Annotated in this window: 16 protein-coding genes, 1 pseudogene and 2 riboswitches; of the genes and pseudogenes, 6 read left to right on the top strand and 11 right to left on the bottom strand. The window is 64.6% G+C overall.

The features are described 5' to 3' along the window. From HP546_RS04585 to HP546_RS04570, 4 genes and pseudogenes are all read left to right on the top strand, one after another. Positions 1–204, top strand: a pseudogene (locus HP546_RS04585) (calcium-binding protein); the annotation flags it as partial. A gap of 228 nt (positions 205–432) precedes the next feature. Next, positions 433–687: a helix-turn-helix domain-containing protein gene (locus HP546_RS04580; protein ID WP_172220331.1), complete on the top strand. Its 255-nt coding sequence runs from the start codon at positions 433–435 to the stop codon at positions 685–687. Beyond that, the gene (locus HP546_RS04575) at positions 671–1,903 is read left to right on the top strand and encodes a type II toxin-antitoxin system HipA family toxin (protein WP_172220328.1); all 1,233 of its coding nucleotides are present in this window, start codon (positions 671–673) and stop codon (positions 1,901–1,903) included. Before HP546_RS04580 ends, HP546_RS04575 begins: the two co-directional genes overlap by 17 nt. Positions 1,904–1,972: 69 nt before the next feature. After that, on the top strand, positions 1,973–2,467 hold the full coding sequence (locus HP546_RS04570) for an isochorismatase family cysteine hydrolase (RefSeq protein ID WP_172220325.1): 495 nt from the start codon (positions 1,973–1,975) through the stop codon (positions 2,465–2,467). Between the two features lie 260 nt (positions 2,468–2,727). On the opposite strand, the gene HP546_RS04565 is transcribed toward HP546_RS04570, so the two are convergent. Both HP546_RS04565 and HP546_RS04560 read right to left on the bottom strand, forming a co-directional pair. After that, positions 2,728–4,296 (bottom strand): sensor domain-containing diguanylate cyclase, encoded by a 1,569-nt coding sequence (locus HP546_RS04565; protein WP_172220322.1) that lies wholly within the window; start codon positions 4,294–4,296, stop codon positions 2,728–2,730. A 43-nt stretch (positions 4,297–4,339) separates the two neighbouring features. Then, entirely contained in the window at positions 4,340–4,819 is a 480-nt protein-coding gene (locus HP546_RS04560) for a hypothetical protein (protein WP_172220304.1), read from the bottom strand. Positions 4,820–4,950: 131 nt separating this feature from the next. On the opposite strand from HP546_RS04560, the gene HP546_RS04555 reads away from it, so the two are divergent. Then, positions 4,951–5,448 carry a GNAT family N-acetyltransferase gene (locus HP546_RS04555; protein ID WP_172220334.1) on the top strand — a complete coding sequence of 166 codons (498 nt, stop codon included), beginning with the start codon at positions 4,951–4,953 and terminating at the stop codon, positions 5,446–5,448. 168 nt (positions 5,449–5,616) lie between these two features. Here HP546_RS04555 and HP546_RS04550 read toward each other — a convergent pair whose 3' ends face one another. The 7 genes from HP546_RS04550 to HP546_RS04520 all read right to left on the bottom strand — a co-directional run bounded on the left by HP546_RS04550 (position 5,617) and on the right by HP546_RS04520 (position 14,022). After that, positions 5,617–6,954 carry an OprD family porin gene (locus HP546_RS04550; protein WP_172220301.1) on the bottom strand — a complete coding sequence of 446 codons (1,338 nt, stop codon included), beginning with the start codon at positions 6,952–6,954 and terminating at the stop codon, positions 5,617–5,619. After that, on the bottom strand, positions 6,951–7,385 hold the full coding sequence (locus HP546_RS04545; protein ID WP_172220298.1) for a pseudoazurin: 435 nt from the start codon (positions 7,383–7,385) through the stop codon (positions 6,951–6,953). The genes HP546_RS04550 and HP546_RS04545 overlap by 4 nt, the downstream gene beginning before the upstream one ends. A gap of 17 nt (positions 7,386–7,402) precedes the next feature. Then, positions 7,403–8,191: an ABC transporter ATP-binding protein gene (locus HP546_RS04540; protein ID WP_172220295.1), complete on the bottom strand. Its 789-nt coding sequence runs from the start codon at positions 8,189–8,191 to the stop codon at positions 7,403–7,405. Further along, positions 8,188–9,204, bottom strand: coding sequence for an iron ABC transporter permease (locus HP546_RS04535; protein WP_172220292.1), 1,017 nt, complete (start codon positions 9,202–9,204; stop codon positions 8,188–8,190). The genes HP546_RS04540 and HP546_RS04535 overlap by 4 nt, the downstream gene beginning before the upstream one ends. Further along, positions 9,204–10,214, bottom strand: coding sequence for an ABC transporter substrate-binding protein (locus tag HP546_RS04530; protein ID WP_172220289.1), 1,011 nt, complete (start codon positions 10,212–10,214; stop codon positions 9,204–9,206). Before HP546_RS04530 ends, HP546_RS04535 begins: the two co-directional genes overlap by 1 nt. A 110-nt stretch (positions 10,215–10,324) precedes the next feature. Then, positions 10,325–10,523, bottom strand: a riboswitch (cobalamin riboswitch). 27 nt (positions 10,524–10,550) lie between these two features. Then, positions 10,551–11,717, bottom strand: a complete 1,167-nt coding sequence (locus tag HP546_RS04525) for a DUF1624 domain-containing protein (protein WP_172220286.1) — start codon at positions 11,715–11,717, stop codon at positions 10,551–10,553. 178 nt (positions 11,718–11,895) lie between these two features. Continuing rightward, entirely contained in the window at positions 11,896–14,022 is a 2,127-nt protein-coding gene (locus HP546_RS04520; protein WP_172220283.1) for a TonB-dependent siderophore receptor, read from the bottom strand. Between the two features lie 108 nt (positions 14,023–14,130). Beyond that, a riboswitch (cobalamin riboswitch) is annotated at positions 14,131–14,339 on the bottom strand. Positions 14,340–14,501: 162 nt separating this feature from the next. On the opposite strand from HP546_RS04520, the gene HP546_RS04515 reads away from it, so the two are divergent. Then, a complete protein-coding gene (locus tag HP546_RS04515; protein ID WP_172220280.1) occupies positions 14,502–15,248 on the top strand; it encodes an outer membrane beta-barrel protein in 747 nt (248 codons plus the stop codon). A gap of 33 nt (positions 15,249–15,281) precedes the next feature. On the opposite strand, the gene HP546_RS04510 is transcribed toward HP546_RS04515, so the two are convergent. Together HP546_RS04510 and HP546_RS04505 are read right to left on the bottom strand one after the other, a co-directional pair. After that, positions 15,282–15,851, bottom strand: coding sequence for a GNAT family N-acetyltransferase (locus HP546_RS04510; protein ID WP_172220277.1), 570 nt, complete (start codon positions 15,849–15,851; stop codon positions 15,282–15,284). Between the two features lie 78 nt (positions 15,852–15,929). After that, positions 15,930–16,274, bottom strand: a complete 345-nt coding sequence (locus tag HP546_RS04505) for a carboxymuconolactone decarboxylase family protein (protein WP_013973174.1) — start codon at positions 16,272–16,274, stop codon at positions 15,930–15,932. Positions 16,275–16,367: the final 93 nt, after the last annotated feature.

Below are 16,367 nucleotides of genomic sequence, written 5' to 3'. Positions count from 1 at the left end.
TTCGATGCCATTGCGGCGGGCGGCCAGGACCGGCTGGATATCACTGGCCTCAATATCACTGCGGCAACCTTTGCCGCCAGCGTCACCATCGCCGATGTCGGCGCGGATACGCTGGTCAGCATCGGCGCTGCCGACTCCATTCGCCTGGTGGGGGTGGCGGATGCGACCACGGTGACGGTGGCGGACTTCATCCTGGCGGGGTGAGGTGGGTGGCGGGGGGCTGCTTTGCAGCCCTTCGCGGGCGGAAGCGCATCAGGGCTGACAGGCGCTGCATATGCTGTGGCAGGCACCTGTCAGCCCTGTTGCGACCCAATTACTTCCTGGTCGCCTTACCGCTAGAGGATGGAGAAACGCCTGTACAGCTAATTATGAATCAAATACGATGCATTTATCGTGTTTATATAGATATGCATCGCATACAGTGCAGGACACATGAACGACCTTGGTGCTCTGATCAAGAAACTGCGCAAAGCAGCCGGGCTTTCCCAGGCCCAGCTCGCGCTACGTCACGGCATGAGCCGCGCTACCATCTCGGGGATCGAAAACAATTCGATACCCGAGGTCGGTATTCGCAAGGTTGCCGCGATCCTCGAGGGCCTGGGCTACGAACTGACTGCAATGCCCAAGCGGCGGCGGCGTACACTCGACGAGTTGAAGGGCGGGGGCATTCATGATCCGGCAGAGTGACCGCTTGTATATCGGAGCAGGTGGTACGACTGCCGGGACCCTGGGGCGCAGTGAAGAGAACCCGCGCGACACTGTTTTTACCTACAACTCATCGGCTACCGAAGACCAGGCCGTCTCCTTGACCATGCCAACGCGCCTGGAGAGTTACAAGTGGGAATACGGCATCCACCCCTTGTTTGAAATGAACCTGCCAGAAGGCCACCTCAAGGCTGAGCTCATCCGGCGGTTCGGCAAGTCGGTGCGCGGCTTTGACGACTTCGCGCTGCTGGCGATTGTCGGCCCGCATCAGCTTGGGCGTATCAGCATTGCCCAGCATCCCGGTAAGGATGTTCTGCCAGGGATCAAACTGTCCAACCTGCTGGTGCATGACGGGGCGCAAGGCCTGTTTGCTGAACTCATGGACACCTACGCGGCGTACTCGGGCGTCTCCGGTGTGCAACCCAAGGTCCTGGTGCGGGACATCGAGCAGACTTCCCCCGATGTGGATCGGCTGACCCATAGAGGTGCCACGCATCTGGTGAAAGCCTTCAATGAATCCGACTTTCCCCAGTTGGCCGCCAACGAGTTTTTCTGCATGCGGGCGGCGTTGCATTGCGGGCTCGAAGTACCTGATTTCGAGCTCAGCCAGCACGGCAAATTTCTGGTTGTGAAACGCTTCGATATCGGTGACGACGCCTATCTTGGATTCGAAGACATGTGCGTGCTCTCGGGATGGGAAGCGCGCAAGAAGTATGACGGCAGTTATCAGGGCTGCGCCCAGTTGATAAAGCTGTATGTCACGCCCGCTCGGATTCCTGCCGCGTTGGAACACTTTTTCATGATGGTTGCGCTGTGCGCCGGCATCCAGAACGGCGATGCCCACCTGAAGAATTTTGGCCTGCTTTACGAAAACTGTGCAGAGGACGCCGACATCTGGCTCGCACCCGTGTACGACCTGGTAACCACGACGGTTTACAGCAGCCGCGACATCATGGGGCTACTGCTGGGCGGTTCGAAAGCCTGGCCCAAGCGCAAGATGCTGGTACAGTTCGGGCGTACGGCATGCAACCTCACCGAAGCACGCTGCAACGAGTTGCTCGCCAGAGTGGCGACCGGGATGAAGCGTGCGATGGGCGAGCTTTCGGATTACCGCATCAGCCATCCGCAATTCGATGAGGTAGGGGCGAAGATGGCCGCTGCATGGGCCTCGGGGTTGGCCAGGAGTATCGAGCCCTAGTTCACGGGGCGACTGCGTTATCAGCGTCGCGCTATACTCCGCGGCTTTTGCCCGTGCCGGAATCCGCCCATGCGCCAGGTTTTGCTCATCGTCGATGTCCAGTCCACCTTCAGCCCGCCGGAATGGTTGGTCGATGGCTTGCGACGGTTGTCGGCGAACATTCCCACCATCGCCTCGGTCGAGCTGCACGACGAGCAGGTCACCCCGTTCGAGCGTCAGCTTGGCTGGCACCCGGCGGCCGAAGACGAGAGCCTGATCGAGGCCGACCAGGTGTTCGTCAAGCATGGCTACGGGCAAAGCGCCGAGGCCATCGAGTACATCCGCCAACTGGGCGTGGAGCGGGTGCTGGTGTGTGGGCTGCAGACCGAAACCTGCGTGCTGGCCGCAGGCTTCGCGCTGTTCGATGCGGGGCTGATGCCGACCTTGGTCACCGACATGACGGTTGGCTCGTCGCTGGACCGCTCGGGCAAGCTGGGCATCGAGCTGTGGCAGCATCACTTCCGCCAGGTCACCACCTCGGCAGCGGTACTGGCCGAGCTGGCGGAGTCATCCACAGGCATGTAATCACCTTGCCGTCAGGCGACGCCAATGCTCAACCGGGCGCGCGGGCACGGATCGAGACAGGGCCAGTCTCGTACCCGGACTATGGCCATTACCTGGCAGTTTCGACCTTCTCCGGCTTCAAGGACTTCGCCCGGGCCTATCAGGCCAGGGCCACGGTCGAGGTCACGCCACAGATCACCGAGCTGGCCCGGCGCCGACGGGCGCACGGAAAACCTGGTGAACCTGCCAGGGCTGCTGTGCAGCCCAACGCCGGCAGGGGATCAAGTAACCGTTACCCGGTTGCGCCCCTGCTGCTTGGCCTGGTAGAGCGCCCGGTCGGCATCACTCAAGGCATCACCGGGCTCGCCGGTTTCGCCGCTCCAGCGTGCCACGCCCAGCGATACAGTCACCGCGCCTACCGGCGGCATCGGCGTGGCCTGAACCGTCGCCCGCAGCCGTTCGGCGACCGCTGCCGCCGCCTCCAGGCTCGCCCCCGGCAGCAGCATCAGGAACTCCTCGCCGCCGGTGCGGCACAGTAGGTCACCCTCGCGGCAGCAGCGGCGCATCAGTTCTGCCAGACGCCGCAGCAACTGGTCGCCGACCTCGTGGCCATGGCTGTCATTGACCCGCTTGAAATGGTCGATGTCCAGCGCGATTACCGCAAACGCCCGGCCCTCGGCTTCCAGCAGCGACAGGCTGAAATCCAGGCCGCGACGGTTGCCCAGGCCGGTGAGCGGGTCGGTCTGGGCGTCACGATTGAGCCGGCCGATGCGCTCCTGCAGCAGGTTCAGCCCGAACAGCAAGGCGCGCTTGAGCTCGGCCGCCTCGTAGTACCAGGCCGCCACTCGGTGCAGGCGCTCGGCAGTGCCAGCGCGGTCCATCGAACGGGCGCCTGCGGCCAGTTGCCAGAGTGGCCGGGCAATGGTCATCGCCAGCCACCACAGCAGCAGGCTGCCCACCAGCGCGAAGGGGGCCGAGGTGCCAACCACGTTGAGTATCAGGTGGCTCAGTGGCGCTACTGTCTGCGCCAACGGCTGCTGCGCCACAACGCCCCAGCCAGCGCTGGGCACGTTGGCGAAACCGGCGAGCATTTCCACGCCCTGGCTGTTGGTCAGTTGCCGGGTGCCGCTGCCCAGTGTGGTCAATTGGTCGATCAGGGCGTTGCCTTGCACCACCGAGCCCACCCGCTGACTGTCGGGGTGATACAACAGCCGCCGGTTACGGTCGACCACATACAGGTATGAACCGTCCTTGTAGAAGTGCTCGCCCAGCAGGCTGTTGAGAATGTTGCGCTCACGCAGGTACAAGCTGCCGCCAACGTACCCGAGGTAGCGGCCGTTGCTGTCGAACATGGGGTGCGACAGCGCCACCACCAGGTTGCTGGCCGCCGACACGTAAGGAGTGGAAACCAGCGGGCTGCGCGCCTGCAGCGCCTCCTGCACGCCGGGCGACTGCATACGGCTACCGACCAGGTGCCGCAGCGGCGCCGGTGAAATCGCCAGCAGCACGCCGTTGGTATCGATCACGAACGTTGAGTTGAAGGCCATGCTCTGGCCCAGGACGCGGTCGGTTTCCCCTTGCAGGGCTGCGCCGTCGCCCAGCTGCCGGCTTTGCACACCGGCACTGAACGACAGCTGCTGCAAGGCGTTGCCGATGAAGGTTTCGGTGATGGCTGCCAGCTTTGATGCATACACCCGGTTGGCTTCAAGGGCGTGGTCGATCAGCAGCTGGCGCTGCACCCGGTAGCTGGCAAAATAGCTGGCGCACAGCATGACCAGGGCGGTAAAGGCGCACAGCACCAGAATGAGTGTGCGTAGATCCAGGCGCAATCCGTGCTTGGCGTGTGGCAATCCTGACCTCGGTCGATGCGGTGGGTGGTGTGGGCAGCGGCGCTCAGGAACCGGCTTTTTGCAGCGCGCTCAGCTCGTCTTCCACCTGCTGCATACGCTGTTCTACCAGGGCTTGCACCTTCACGTCGCGGGCGCTTTCGCGCATCAGTGCGGTGAGTTTCTCGCTCAGGCGTTTGCCGGCTTCGGTGTCCTCCAGGGCGCGGGCCTTGGCCGGGTCCTGGGTGGCGGCCACGATGGTGGCGAACTCGGCGTCGCTGAAGTTCTTTTCGCTGTACAGCCGGAACAGGTCCTGGCGCTGGTCCTCGACGGTCAGGTGCTTGCGCAGCACTTGCTCGATGGTCGCTTGCGGCAACTGGGGGTGGGTGCGGCGCAGGAGCACGGCCATGCGTTCGATGTTGTGCGTGTAGGCATCCTGCAGCGGCAACTGGGCAAGGATCTGTTGTTCACGAGAGGGTTTCTGGTCGCAGGCGGCAAGGGCGGCAGTCAGCAGCAGGGGCAACAGCAACGTCTGGAAGCGAGGCATGAGGTGGCCTGGTCGGGCAGTGAAGACTGCCGATTATACCGATGTCCAGCGGGCCACGACGAGCCCTGTGATTTGCCTTGCGCGGCACACTGGGGTAGAACTCTGGCCTTTCGACCACTGCCATGAGCCACATGCCGAACTGCACCCTGCAACCTGTGGCGCGCGACGCCATTGCCGAAGTCGTGGCGTTTGTCGACAGCGCCCGCCGCGAGCTGTTCCCGATGCTGGCCAATGCACCGTTGCCGCGTGACCTGGCGCAGTTCGCCGAGACCTACCTGGACGGCGCGGGCTGCTTTCTGGAGGCCCGTGATGACGGGCAGCTGGTGGCGGTGATCGGCTATCTGCCTTATGACCACCGCTTTGCCCAGCTCGATTACCACGCCCGGCGGGTGGTCGAGGTGGTGCGCCTGTTCGTCTCGCCGGCCTACCGTCGGCATGGCCTGGCCGCGGCGTTGTTTGCGGCATTGCGCGAGCGAGCGGAGCAGGCGGGTGTCGACTGCCTGTACCTGCATACCCACCCGTTCCTGCCGGGGGCGATCGCGTTCTGGCAGCGGCAAGGGTTCGCGGTGGTGGATGTGGAGCAGGACCCGGTCTGGCAGACCACCCACATGCAGTTGCGCCTGGGCTGACAATGACAAAGCGCCGCGCTGGCCTCTTCGCGGCTAAACCGCTCCTGGAACTGCACATAGCTGACTGATTTAGCAGGGACCCTGTAGGAGCGGGTTTACCCGCGAAAGGGCCGGTCCAGCCAATACACGGATCAGCGCATCAGCCCCGACTCAAGCAACGCGGGGGTGTCAGAACGCCCCCGACAACGGCCATTCCACCGCCAAGCGTATCTGGTCCCCATCCAGCTCTGCCTGCGCCGTATTGCCCCGGTGCACGTTATGCCTCAGCGAAAACGTGGTGCCCTTGGCTTTGCCACTCTGCACCACATAGCGCGCCTCCAGGTCCCGCTCCCAATGCTTGCCACCCTTGCCGTAGCCCAGGTACGCATAACCGCCCGCAGGGTCGACGTGGCTGCCATCGATATCGAACCCGCGCACGTACAACGCCGTCAGGTTCAGCCCCGGCACGCCGTAGGCGCCCATATTCAGGTCATAGCGGGCCTGCCACGACTTTTCGTTCGGCGCGTTGAAGTCCGACATCTGCACCGCGTTGGCAATGAAGATCGCCCCTCGGGTCACGTAATCGAAAGGCGTATTGCCGTCCACCTGCTGCCAGCCCAGGCTGAAACCGTGCGGCCCTTGGTTGTAGCGCGAGACCAGGCTCCAGGTGGTGTTGTCGATACGCCCTGACAGCGCCTTGCCGGTGTCGGTGGTGCGGTACAGGTTGAGGTCCAGGCTGATACTGCGGCGATCATCCAGGGCATGGCTGAGCGTGCTGCCCAGGTAGTGCTGGTTCCAGCTGTCCTCGTAGCGTGAGCTGTAGAGGCTGCCGCTGAAGGCGGGGGCGGGGTTCCAGACTACGCCCGCCAGGTCGAAGCTGTTGCCCTGGCGGCCGTTGGAATAGTTCACCACAAAGCCTTGGTCGTGGCTGGACGCATTGCGGTCGGTACTTTCGTTGAAATGCCCGGCCACCAGCTTGAGGGTGTCGAACTCGTTGCTGGTGAGGAAGAAGCCGGTGGCGGTCTCGGGCAGCAGGCGGCTGTCGGACGAGCTGAACACCGGGGTCTTGATCCGTTGCTCACCATAAGACAGCACGGTATTGGACAGGCGCAGCTTCAGCGCAGCCCCTGCGCGGCTGTACTGGTTTTTTGGGTGGCCAGCGTTGTCCACCCCCAGCAGGCGCGCCTTGCCCGCGCGGCCGCCGCCGCTGTCGAGCTGCACGCCCAGATAGGCATGGGCATCCACGCCGACACCGATCAGCCCTTGGGTGAAGCCGGACTGCACGCTGCCCATCAAGCCATAGGCCCATTCCTCGGCCTTGCCGTTGCGCTCGCTACGTGGCTTGTAGGCATTGCGCGCAGCGCTGTTGCGCCCGCCATGCTTGAAGTCGCGCTGGTCGAACACGCTGCGGTTGAGGATATTCCAGCTGCCATCCTCGACAAAACCATTGCTTTGCGACTGGGCGGATTCGGCCTGGGCGAAGGGGGCAAGGCCCAGCAGCGGTAGGGCCAGCAGCAGTCGGGTCATTGCCCGGCCCCAAGCTTTTGCAGTTGTGCTGCAAAGCGCGTTTTGGCCCGTGCCGGCAAGCTGGCGGGCAGTTCTGCAGCCGGCGCGTCACCCACCTGGATCAGCATCACCATGCCCATCGCCAGGTGCGCAATGCACTGGATGCCGTACACCCCGGGCACGCTGAACGTCTGCTCGAACGGCTGGTTCAGCTTGCTCTTGAACGGTTCGGCGCCGGCGGGCAGCAACCCTGCGACGCTGGCTGCGTTGTGGCCGCTCTGGGTGGGCAGGAAGCGCACGCTGTCGCCGGGGGCGATGTGCAGGTGGTCCGGCTCATAGACCATTGCCCCCTCGCTGCCACGGTTGAGCATTTTCACTTCATGCACCTCGGCCAGCGCGGCCGGGGCAAGCAGGGCGCTGGCGAGCAGCAGGGCGACAGGGCGCAACAGCATGGGCAGAACTTCCTGGTTCAGGGGGCGCGGAAACGCAGGATGCGCGCGCCGTCGAAAGGGTCGGTGAGGTAGCGGGCATGGACGCCAAAGGTGCTCAGCAGGCGTTCGGGGGTGAGTACCTCGAACGGTTTGCCGAGGGCGACCAGGCGGCCTTGGTCGAGTACCGCGATGCGGTCGCAGGTGAGCGCCTGGTTGAGGTCGTGCAGGGCCACCAGGGTGGTTACCGGCAGCGCCTGCACCTGTTGCAGCAGGCTCAGCTGGTGCTGGATATCCAGGTGGTTGGTCGGCTCGTCCAGCAGCAACACCTGCGGCCGCTGCGCCAGGGCGCGGGCGATGTGCACGCGCTGGCGCTCGCCACCGGACAGCGAGCCCCACAGGCGTGTGCGCAGGTGCAGGGCATCGAGGTCGGCCAAGGCTTGCTCGACGATGGCGCGGTCGTGCGAGGCAAACGGTGCCAGTGCCGACAGCCAGGGTGTACGGCCAAGGGCCACGGCGTCGAATACGCTGATCGCATCGAGGGTGTCGGCCTGCTGCTCGACCAGTGCCAGGGCCTGAGCAACACGACGGCGCGGCAACCGCGCCAGGGGTTCGCCCAGTAGCTGCACGCTGCCGCTGGCCGGTTTGCGCAGCCCCGCCAGCAACTTCAGCAGCGAGGATTTGCCGGAGCCGTTGGGGCCGACGATGCCCAGGGTTTCGCCACTCACCACATCGAGGTCGATAGCCTCGAGCACGGTTCTGCCGGCCAGTTGCAGCCCCAGGCCCTGGCAGCTCAAGGGAGCGAGCTGTAGCGCGGTCATGACTGTCATGGGCGCCCTCGACGGCTGACCAGAATCAAGGCGAAGACCGGTGCGCCGATCAGTGCGGTGACAACACCAACCGGGATTACCTGGCCGCTGATCAGCGTGCGCGAAAGGATGTCGGCGGCAATCAGGAACAGCGCGCCGCCCAGGGCGCTGGCCGGCAGCAGACGGCTGTGGCCGGGGCCGAGGATCAGCCGCAGGGCATGCGGGATTACCAGGCCGACAAAGCCGATGGCGCCGACGATGGACACCATCACCGCCGTCACCAGCGCCGCGCAGCTGATCAGCAGCAACTGGGTACGGCGCACCGGGATGCCCAGCGACGCAGCCGAATCGACGCCAAAAGTGAAGGCATCCAGCGCGCGGCGATGCCACAGGCACACCAGCAAACCGCACAGCGCCACCGGCACCGCCAGCCACACCGAGGGCCAGCGCACACCACTGAGGTTGCCCAGCAGCCAGAACAGGATGCCGCGCGCCTGCTCGGCAGTGGCCGACTTGGTGATCAGGAACGCTGTCAGGGCGTTGAACAGTTGCGAGCCGGCGATACCGGCGAGTATCACCTGCGCGTTGTTGCTGCTGGGCCCGGCCGCGCGGGCCAGCACCAGCACCAGGGCGAATGCCGCCACGGCGCCGATGAAGGCGCCGGCAGACATGCTCAGTGCCAGGCTGCCTAGCCCCAGCAGGCCGACCAGCACCGCGCCAGTCGAGGCGCCGGCCGACAGCCCGAGCAGGTACGGTTCGGCCAGCGGGTTGCGCAACAGCGCCTGCAGGATCACCCCGCAGGTGGCCAGGCCGGCACCGCAGGCTGCGGCGACCAGGGTGCGGGTCAGGCGGTAGTTCCAGACGATGCCGGCGTCGATCGGGTCGACCGGGTAGCCGGCCTGCCACAAATGGTTGGCCAGGACCTGGCCGACCACGCTCGGCGACAGGCTGGTTTCGCCGATTACGGTGCCGGCCAGCAGCGCCGCCAGCAGGGCTGCCAGGGCAACTGCGAGGCTGGGTAGCAGGCGGCTCATCACGGCGCTGCTTTACCGCTGGCGAAGGCACTGGCCAACGTCTGCACACCGCGGAACAGGCGGATACCCGCCTGCATGGCGTCGGCATCGAGGATGATGATGCGGTCGTGCCTGACCGCGTCCATGTTGCGGGTAACCGGGTCGCTGCGCAGGAATTCAAGCTTCTTCTGGTAGTCATCGGCGGGGAAGCGGCGACGGTCCATGCGCGCGATGATCAGCCAGGTCGGGTTGGCCTTGGCCAGTGTTTCCCAGCCCACGGTTGGCCATTCCTCACTGGACTCGACCACGTTGCGCACGCCGAGGCTGCGCAGCATGAAGTCGGCGACCCCTTGGCGGCCTGCCACGTAGGGGTCGATGTCCAGGTCGGCGCTGGAGAACCAGAACAGCGCCGAGGTCGCCGACAGGTCCTTGCCGGCCAATTGCGCCCTGGCGCTGTCCAGGCGGCCTTTCAGTTCGGTGTTCAGCGCGGTGCCGCGGTCCTGCACGTCGAAGATCTCGGCCAGCTGGCTGACGCTCTTGTAGATGCTGTCGACCTGGAACGCCTGCAGGCGAGTGCCGTCTGCGCCCACCAGGTTGTCCTTGCCTTCGCAGTCCGAGGGCAGCAGGTAGGTGGGGATGTTCAGTTCGTCGAACTGTTCACGGGTGCCGACCACGCCCTGGGCGCCGACCATCCATTCGAACTGCACCGCCACCAGTTGCGGGCGCTTGCCTGCTACCGCCTCAAAGCTGGGGTCGTTGTCGGCCAGGCGCGGCACTTTGTCGTTCTGTGCCTGGTATTCGGGCAGCACGTTGTTGAACCACAGCGAGGTACCCGCCAGTTTGTCACCAAGCCCCAGTGCGTAGAGCATTTCGGTGCCGGCCTGGCCGATGGTGACGGCGCGTTCCGGTGCCTGGGCGAAGGTCTGCGGCTGGCCGCAGTTATCGACAGTCAGCGGGTAGTGAGTGGCGGCGGCCTGGGCCAGGCCGGTAAAACCAAGGCCGGCGAGCAGGGTGGCGATGCGGGGCAGCATGCGGGGCGATCTCCTATCGGACAGTTCTGGTGAGGAACGCACGGACAGGCATCGCCGAGCCCCCGCTGGCGGCAGGGGCAACACTGATAGCCAATCCCGGACACCCCGCCGGTTGGTGAATGCAGGCCGGCAGGTCTCCTGACTGATGCGTCATGGCCCGGCTCCGGCCTTCCCGGGTCGGTCACCCAGTGGCATCGATGGAGCAGGCTCGGCATCTACAGTTGCGGGGGCAGTTCCGTTTGGCCCGTGTTGGCAGGCCTGGGATTCCCTATTATTTCCGTGGTGGAAACCGGCGGCCCGCATGGTAGACCATCACGCCGCCGGTTAAAACGCTTTTCAGAAGTACTTCAGCCAGGTGATGTCGCGCCGCCGCGCCTTCAGGCGGGCGAACCCGCGCACCGGCAGGTACAGCGAAACCGCCAGCAATACCGCGGCCAGCCATACCGCGGCGATGCCGTCAAAGCCGAAGTAGTCGCCCTGGTTGAGACCGAACAGCGCCACGCTGGCCAGGTACAGCAGCTTCAACACATACAGGTGCAGCAGGTAGAAGAACATCGGCGCCGCACCGAACACCGCCAGGGCGCTGATCCAGCGCGCCTGCCCGGCACGCTCGAAGGCGCGCAGCAGCAGCAGGCCACAGCCCAGGGTCAGGGCCAGGAACAGCAGCGACGGTGGGTATTTGGTGATGTTGAAGAAACTCATCAGGGTTTGCGTGAGGGTCGGGTAACCATTCCAGGGCGCCTCGCCGTAGCCGTTGAGCATGCGCAGCACGACAAAGCCCAGTAGTGCGATCAGCCCGGCCACCCGCAAGCGCTGCTGGCGTCGACCGGCTTCGCTGCCGCGCGCGAACCAGGGGCCCAGGCCGTAACCCAGGGCGATCACGCCGATCCACGGCAGCACCGGGTAGGAGGTGCGCAGGCGCAGGTTGTCGGAGAACTCCAGCCAGCCGCGGTCATGCAGGATCGCCCATGGCACGTGCAGGGCCGACTCCACACCGAAGTGCAGGCCATCAAGCAGGTTGTGGCCGGCGATGATCATCGCGCCCACGGCGATCAGGGCTGCGCGTGGCAGCCACACCAGCAGCGACAGGGCGATCATGCTGACGCCGATCGCCCAGATCACTTGCAGGTAGATCACGCTGGGCGGCAGTTGGAAGGTCCAGGCGAAGTTGACCAGGGTGAACTCCAGCACCACCAGGAACAGCCCGCGCTTGAACAGAAACGCCGAGACATCGCTACGGCCCTGGTACTTCTCGCCGTACAGCCAGGCTGACAGGCCGGTCAGCAGGACGAACACGGGCGCACACAGGTGCGCCAGGGTGCGGCTGACGAATAGCGACGGTTCGGTGGTGTCGATGGCCATCGGGTCGCCGACCTGATGGTGCAGGAAGAAGGTTTCGCGGACATGGTCCAGGAGCATGAACAGGATCACCAGGCCGCGCAGGGCGTCGATGCTCTGCAGGCGCTGGGTAAGCAGGGTAGGGGTGGCGCTGGCGCTTGTCATGGGGGATCGCTGGCAAGAATGGATGTCAAATGGAATGTTATCTTATAACTTATTGGGGTTTGATGGGTAGGGGTTTTTGTGTTGCCTGGTGGTTGCCACCAGATATGCAGCGCCTGTCAGCCCTGATGCGATCCCTATGCCAGCCCTGCCCCAAACAAGCCGACCCAGGCAACCCAGTTCAAAACCTATAATCCACCGTCGCAAACCAGGCCCGTGGCATCCCCATCAACCACTGCTCACCACTGAACGCCGACACCACATACTCCCTGTCAAACACGTTGTTCACCTGCAAGCCCAAACGCACATCCGGCAACACCCGCCAGGCGATATTGGCATCGACCACGGTATACCCGGGGGCGCTCTGGGTATTGGCGGTGTCGGCATAACGCTCATCCACGTAGCGCGCACCCACGCCGGCCTCGACCTGCTGGCCAAAGCCTTTGCTCAACCACAGGTTGGCCGTGCGCCGGGGCACGTTTGCCGGCCGGTTGCCCGCGCGGTCCTGGGCTACACCACCCACCGTCTCGTCAAAGTCGTCATACCTGGCGCGCACCAGCGACGCGTTTACCGACACCTGCCACTGATGCGCCAGCGCCAGCTCCAGGGTCGCCTCCAGGCCATCCGAGGTCTGCTGGCCGGCCTGCTGCTTGTCGTGGGTGAGCGGGTCGTCCACCAGCAGCTTGTTCTTGACGATATGGTAGGCCGCCAATGTCCATTCGCCGCGCCCCTCCCAAAAGCGCTGCTTAAGGCCCACTTCGGTCTGCTTCGCTTCGGTCAGGTCGTAGTGCATCTGTGCCGGGCTCAGGCTGATGAGGTTGTCTACCCCGTCCTCGCTGGTGGAATACTGGCCGTACAACGACAGATCCTCCGTCAGCGCAAAAACCAGCCCGGCGCGCCAGTTGCCGCCTTGCAGGCTGCGGTCGCTGCGGCTGTCATTGCCCAGGTTGTCGCGGTCGATATGGTTCTGGTCACGGCGCACGCCGGTCACCAGCGACAGGCGATCGGTGAGTTGCAGGCGGTTTTCCGCAAACAGCGCGAAGGTGCCGGTGGTGGCGAGCGATTGCGGTCGCAGCGGCGAGGCGCTGTGGAAGTCGCCCGGTTGCGGCTGCCACGGGTCGATGTAGTCGCCGCCCACATCGTCGTACGGCGCATTGCTGTCGATGTTGAAACGGACCTTGTTGTACTCGGCACCCACCACCGTCTTGCTGGCCAGCCCGAACAGGCTGTGATCGAAGGCGAACGTCTGACGGTCGCCGAACTGCTCCTGGTTGTGCTTGATCTCCAGGTAGCTGCCGCGTAGCAGCTGCTGGCGCGCGGCGTCCCAGCTGTACGCCTCGGCATTGCGCCAGTGGCGGCGGCTTTTCATGTAGTACAGCTGGTTGCTGGCGCTGACCTGGTCGCTCAGCGTCCAGTCCGTGGTCAGGCGGGTCCACTCATCGACGTAGTGCTGCTTGTCGTTCTGCACGTTGTAGTTCTTGTAGCGCAGGCTGCTGCGGTAGTGGCCGTCGATCAGCGGCGTGCCGTAGTAATTGGCAGGCTTGGCATCGCCGCGCTCGTGGGCGAGGGTGAAGCTGAGGTCGTCAGTGGCGTCGAAGCGCAACGCGGCGCTGAGCGCCAGGCTGTGCGAGGGGGTGCGGTCAACCCAGCCATTGCCGGCTTGCTGGTTCAGCGTAAGCCGGTAGCTCAGGCGTTCGTCCAGGCTACCGCCACTGTCCAGCCCGAGCTGCTGGCGGTCCCATGAACCGTAACCCAGGCGCAGGTGATTGCGGATGTCGCCGCTGAAGGGCTTTTTCGGGATCACATTGACCACCGCACCGGTTGCACCCTCGCCATACAGCACCGACGCCGGGCCACGCAGCACGTCGATGCGCTCCACCATCCACGGGTCGACCGGGAATGTCTGGGTGCCCGCGCCGGCATACATGCGCGCGCCGTCGAACAGCGTCATCACCGAGCCGTGCCCGGTGAAGCCGCGAGCTGCAAGCCCCGTCCCGCCATCGCCTGGCGAGCCGATGTAGGTAATGCCCGGTGAACGGGTTACCGCATCCTGCACGCTGAGGTTGTTGCGCTGCTGGATCTGCTCGGCGCTGATGCTGCTGGTGCTGGCGGGTGTTTCCAGGGCACTGAGGCCCAGGCGCGACCCGGCCGTCGTCGGGGTGGCGAGGTCGAGGATGCGGTTGTCGAACGTGTCGGTGATGGCCGTTGACGGCAGGGCCAGAGGCTTTGGGTCGAAGTCATCGGCCTGGGCCGGCAGGGCGACGGCCAGGCAGGCCGCCAGGGGGTGAAGCTTGAAGATACGGGACATGTCGTTCCACTGCTGCAGGAATGAATGCATCCCGGTGGAAAACACGCAAAGGCTTGCCGTGCAGGCGAGCGCGCGCACGGATTCCGGCCTGCGCCCGCCCACCGCGGGTTGCCAAACAAGGCTTCAGGCCGGTCTCCGGGCTTGCGAGGGGCATGAAACCTTCACCTTCCCATGCCTGAGCACAGTGGTATCTCGAAGGGTTCGCTCGCTTACCGTTGCGGGGGCAGCGCCGGACTTGTCGTGGGCAACACGATGCACCGGCTTCCCGTTTCACCTTGCGCGCGGCGGCGCAGGGCACCTGAAACTGGCGCGCATATGACCACTGCACAGCACGGTCGTCAACCATCGGGCTGACAGGCAATCGCGTGATGAACGGCAAATTCCTGAATATTTGCTGAAGCTTTTTCGAACTATCGCGCCGCCGGGCGTTTCGGAATGTGGGCTAGCTACCCGTTTACATGTCATGGAGACATAGATGCATGCCTACTCATAACCTGCTCCGCCACACCTGCATCCTTGCCCTGATGGGCACCCCGTTGGCAGCCCATGCCGCACCCAGCACCGACCCTCTGTTCACCGTCGGCATTCTCGGCGCCTACGACGAATTCAAGTTTCAGGGCGGCAGTGAAACCCAGACCGAACACGTTGACGAAGGCGGCATCTTTGCCGGCTTTGGCAACAAGATGACCGCAGAGTCCGGTTTCATTTACCAGCTGGGTGCCGAAGGCAAGTATGCCGAGAAGCACGACAACAAACTCAAGGAGGGGCAGGCAGGGCTGGACCTGGGCTGGCGTGCGGCGGTGGATGCGCGCAACTTCGTCGATGTGATCGTGGGCGGCGGCTACATGTGGTCACGGTTTGAAACCGAGCACCGCAGGATCGAAAGCGAACTCACCTACAAGGCGCCGTTCGCCAAGGCGGCGTTGGGTTACAACCACCAGTTCGATGCGGCCACCTTGCGCGTGGAAGCCGGTGTACGGCGAACCCTCGATGGCCGGGTAAAACTGAAGGTGGAAGACTTTGGCAGTGACAGTGCGGACATGAAAGACCGCACCAACCCTTATGCCGAGGTGACCCTGCTGATGAACCAGCAAGGCAACCTGCCGATCCAGGCGGGCGTGTACTACACCCGCACCGAATACCGGCTCGACGACGAGACGCTGTTGGCCGACAACACCGAGCTCAAGCGCGACGAGTACGGCTTCAAGATAGGCCTGGCCTTCTGATCCGGCGGCCCTGCAAACGCACCTGCAGGGCCTTTACCGACCGCGCCGCCGCGACACGCGTGCTTCGATGTTCTTGCGCCCGATCAGCAGCGGCGGTTTCTCTGTCACCGGCTCATCGGCCAGCCACTTGTACATCACCAGGCAGTCCACCAGCCCCAGGCGGGCATGGCGATAGGCCTTGGGCAGCCGGCCAACCGTTTCGAAGCCCAGCTTGTGCCACAACGCCACCGCCACCTCGTTGCTGGCCACCACCGAGTTGAACTGCAGGGCCAGAAAGCCTTCCTGGCGTGCCAGCTTCTGCGAATGTTCGCACATCAGGCGTGCCACGCCCCGGCCGCGGGCGCTCTCGCAGACCATGTAGCCGCAATTGCCCACGTGCGCGCCAGGGCCGGCCGCGTTGGCCTTGAGGTAATACGAACCCAGCAGCTCGCCATCCTCCTCTGCCAGCAGCGTGTGTAATGGCAGCTCCAGCCACAATTGGCGGGCCTGTTCGGCGTTCAGGGCGGGGTCGAATGCGTAAGTTTCGCGGGCCTGGACGGTGGCCTGGAAGGTCGGCCAGAAACGTTCGAAGTCTTCCGGCGTCATGGGGCGAATGTGGATCATGCGGGTTCCTGCGCGGGCTGGGCCGCCCAGTCTGGGCGGCGCGGCGCCGTCGCGCAAGGGTGGCGGCGCCGTTTGTGCTCAGCCGTTGGCCTTGCCCACTGCATCCATGGCCCGCGCCGAGTAGACCAGTGCGGCCCCGGCGTTCATCGCCACGGCCACGCCGAGCGCCTCGGCAATTTCCTCGCGGCTGGCGCCATGCTTGACCGCCTGCTGCGAGTGCACGGCGATGCAGCCGTCACAGCGGGTGGTCACGGCCACGGCGAGGGAAATCAGCTCGCGGGTCTTGGCGTCGAGGTGGTTGGTCTTGGCCCCCGCACCACTGGCGGTCATGTAGCCGGCCACGGTGTCGGGGGAGAGTTGCTTGAGATCGCCGATGCCGGCCATCAACTGCTTACGGTAGGCGTCCCAGTCCATCATGCTCATCGTCTTCACCTTGGGGTGGTTGCGAGTGGAGCTTTCAGGCTAGTCGAAGAGTGGCAGGTGTGAGGCTTGTACTTTGGTGGGTGTACGCAGGTC

Origin of the sequence: Pseudomonas sp. CM25, assembly GCF_013179705.1 — a bacterium.
In the GTDB taxonomy this organism is placed as follows: Bacteria; Pseudomonadota; Gammaproteobacteria; order Pseudomonadales; family Pseudomonadaceae; genus Aquipseudomonas.
The sequence above is the reverse complement of the archived record's forward strand: the minus strand, read 5'-3'. Positions and strand labels throughout refer to the sequence as shown.

Coding starts and splice junctions, on each gene's coding strand:
- HP546_RS04580 (WP_172220331.1), top strand. CDS start 433: ATGAACGACCTTGGTGCTCTGATCAAGAAACTGCGCAAAGCAGCCGGG.
- HP546_RS04575 (WP_172220328.1), top strand. CDS start 671: ATGATCCGGCAGAGTGACCGCTTGTATATCGGAGCAGGTGGTACGACT.
- HP546_RS04570 (WP_172220325.1), top strand. CDS start 1,973: ATGCGCCAGGTTTTGCTCATCGTCGATGTCCAGTCCACCTTCAGCCCG.
- HP546_RS04560 (WP_172220304.1), bottom strand. CDS start 4,819: ATGCCTCGCTTCCAGACGTTGCTGTTGCCCCTGCTGCTGACTGCCGCC.
- HP546_RS04555 (WP_172220334.1), top strand. CDS start 4,951: ATGCCGAACTGCACCCTGCAACCTGTGGCGCGCGACGCCATTGCCGAA.
- HP546_RS04550 (WP_172220301.1), bottom strand. CDS start 6,954: ATGACCCGACTGCTGCTGGCCCTACCGCTGCTGGGCCTTGCCCCCTTC.
- HP546_RS04545 (WP_172220298.1), bottom strand. CDS start 7,385: ATGCTGTTGCGCCCTGTCGCCCTGCTGCTCGCCAGCGCCCTGCTTGCC.
- HP546_RS04540 (WP_172220295.1), bottom strand. CDS start 8,191: ATGACAGTCATGACCGCGCTACAGCTCGCTCCCTTGAGCTGCCAGGGC.
- HP546_RS04535 (WP_172220292.1), bottom strand. CDS start 9,204: ATGAGCCGCCTGCTACCCAGCCTCGCAGTTGCCCTGGCAGCCCTGCTG.
- HP546_RS04530 (WP_172220289.1), bottom strand. CDS start 10,214: ATGCTGCCCCGCATCGCCACCCTGCTCGCCGGCCTTGGTTTTACCGGC.
- HP546_RS04525 (WP_172220286.1), bottom strand. CDS start 11,717: ATGACAAGCGCCAGCGCCACCCCTACCCTGCTTACCCAGCGCCTGCAG.
- HP546_RS04520 (WP_172220283.1), bottom strand. CDS start 14,022: ATGTCCCGTATCTTCAAGCTTCACCCCCTGGCGGCCTGCCTGGCCGTC.
- HP546_RS04515 (WP_172220280.1), top strand. CDS start 14,502: ATGCCTACTCATAACCTGCTCCGCCACACCTGCATCCTTGCCCTGATG.
- HP546_RS04510 (WP_172220277.1), bottom strand. CDS start 15,851: ATGATCCACATTCGCCCCATGACGCCGGAAGACTTCGAACGTTTCTGG.
- HP546_RS04505 (WP_013973174.1), bottom strand. CDS start 16,274: ATGAGCATGATGGACTGGGACGCCTACCGTAAGCAGTTGATGGCCGGC.